The following is a 902-nucleotide window of genomic DNA, read 5'->3' on the forward strand; positions in this document are numbered from 1 at the left end:
GACGCGGCGGGGTCCGGCAACTGGGCCGGCGCGGAGCCGGTGGCCGGCACCGCGAAGGACGGCCCGGGCGTCACCGCGATGCCACGGTCCGCCGCGGCCGCGGTGAAGGTGTCCGCCCGCCAGGGCGCGGGCAGGCGCCACCACGCGTAGTACGCCCGCGGGTCGGTCCGGACGGTAAAACCCCGCAGGTGCTCGGTGACCAGCCGCTGGCGTCGCGAGGCGTCGGCGCACTTGGCGGTCACCAGCCGGTCGACGGTCCCGTCCGTCATCCACCGCAGGGCCGCTTCGAGCGCGAAACGCCCCGCCGTCCAGCCGCCGGAGCGCAGGGCCTCGCCCGCCTGCCCGGTCCGTCCCTCGGGTACGACGAGGAAGCCGACGGTGAGGCCCGGCGCGACCCGTTTGGACAATCCGTCGACGACGTAGGTGAGTTCGGGGGCGAAGGCCGCGAAGGGCTCGGTGCCGTCCGAGAGGAAGGACCAGATGCGGTCCTCGACGACCGGCAGGCCCCAGGGGCGCAGGTCCGCGGCGAGTTGGCGACGACGCGTCTCCGGCATGGTCGCCGACGTCGGATTGTGCAGGGTCGGCTGCAGGTACAGCGCGGAGAGCGGCGCCGTGCGGTGGGCCGCGGCGACGGAGTCGGGACGGACGCCGTCGGCGTCACCGGCGAGCGGGACCAGGGTGACGCCGAGCCGGGCCGCGATCTCCTTGACCAGGGGATAGGTCAGGGCGTCGATCCCCACCCGGCCGCCCGGCCGGACCAGCGCGGCCAACGCGCCGGCGATCGCCTGACGGGCGTTGCCGCTGAAGAGGACCTGACCGGCCGAGGGCCGCCACCCGGCCGTCGCCAGCAGCCCGCGGGCCGCCTCACGGGCGGCCGGCGTGCCGTCGGCCGGAGCGGTACG

The 902-nt window shown here is 76.4% G+C and carries 1 protein-coding gene; it reads right to left on the minus strand.

Going from position 1 to position 902, the window contains the following annotated elements:
- Positions 1–902: aminotransferase class I/II-fold pyridoxal phosphate-dependent enzyme (locus B7767_RS27925; RefSeq protein WP_143652663.1), on the minus strand; the 902-nt coding region annotated here is incomplete at both ends.

This window comes from Streptomyces sp. 13-12-16, assembly GCF_002114215.1.
Lineage (GTDB): Bacteria > Actinomycetota > Actinomycetes > Streptomycetales > Streptomycetaceae > Streptomyces.